Source organism: Bowmanella yangjiangensis (assembly GCF_017255015.1).
GTDB classification, from domain to species: domain Bacteria; phylum Pseudomonadota; class Gammaproteobacteria; order Enterobacterales; family Alteromonadaceae; genus Bowmanella; species Bowmanella yangjiangensis.
On sequence record NZ_JAFKCS010000294.1, the window covers coordinates 1 to 1,004 of the forward strand.

Annotated in this window: 2 protein-coding genes; both read left to right on the forward strand. The window is 61.9% G+C overall.

Going from position 1 to position 1,004, the window contains the following annotated elements; translation table 11 throughout:
• The first annotated feature begins 101 nt into the window (after positions 1–101).
• Entirely contained in the window at positions 102–398 is a 297-nt protein-coding gene (locus tag J0A65_RS24080) for a hypothetical protein (RefSeq protein WP_206596795.1), read from the forward strand.
• A partial coding sequence (locus tag J0A65_RS24085; RefSeq protein WP_206596796.1) for a hypothetical protein occupies positions 395–1,004 on the forward strand: 610 nt, incomplete at its 3' end. The genes J0A65_RS24080 and J0A65_RS24085, both read left to right, overlap by 4 nt.

The following is a 1,004-nucleotide window of genomic DNA, read 5'->3' on the forward strand; positions in this document are numbered from 1 at the left end:
GCGCTACGGCGTAGCCTTCCTGATCGGTCTGCTGGCGATGAACCTGATCCCTGCTGTGAAGACGGCGCTCGAGCGGTTATTCGCACTGCGAGGTGCCTGACATGGCAACCATTCTGATCAGCGTTGATGCACTGCTGTGCCTTCTGATCGTTCTGGCCGCTCTCGACTATCTACGGGCAGTGTTCTTCATGGATCAGCCGCTGGTGTGCTCGGCCTTCTACCTGGTGGTGGTCGGGGCGTTCGGCATGCTGGTGTCGTTGTACGCCGGCAAGCAGCCTTCGTTCTGGGAGGTGCTGCTGCATCTCGGTGTCAGTCTGTATGCCCTGGCGCATTACCCACAGATATTCGTGTACGAGTGGCGATGGGATGGGAAAGAGCGCCGCCAGCCCAGGCTATGACGTTCAAGGTCACATTCAGTGGTCTGCGTGAGCGCCTGCAGACTCTGGATCGCTTGGAGCGTGAGCAGCTGCCTTTCGCCGCCGCCCTCGCACTGACGCGCACTGCGCAGGAGGTGCAGAAGGGCGTCCGCGATGAGATGGAAACGGTATTCGATAGGCCAACCCGGGCCACGCTCAACAGCCTGTTCATCCAACCCGCCACCAAGGACAAGATGGAGGCGAGGGTGTGGATCAAGGACGGCCGCAGCACCAACGGTGCTGGCAACCTTGTGGGGCAGGAAGGCCAGTGGGGCCAAGGGCGCGCTGCCTCCACTTGGCTCACACCCCAGATCTACGGTGGTGGGCGAGGGGATAAGGGCTTCGAGAAGATGCTGCGCCGTCGTGGTGTGCTCGGCTCGGGCCAGTACGTGGTGCCAGGCGACAAGCTGGACCTGGATCAGTACGGCAACGTAGGGAAGGGCAGGCTGACCAAGATGCTGTCGGGCGCTCAGCTCTTCACGCAGGAAGGCTACAACGCCAACGCCACTGATAGCCGCCGCTCCATGCGCAAGGGCAACCGGCGCTACTTCATGATCAGGAAGGGCAGCAGGCCCATAGGTATTGCCG

Bases quoted from the DNA above. Each gene is read 5' to 3' on its own strand.
- J0A65_RS24080 (WP_206596795.1), top strand. From the start codon at position 102: ATGGCAACCATTCTGATCAGCGTTGATGCACTGCTGTGCCTTCTGATC.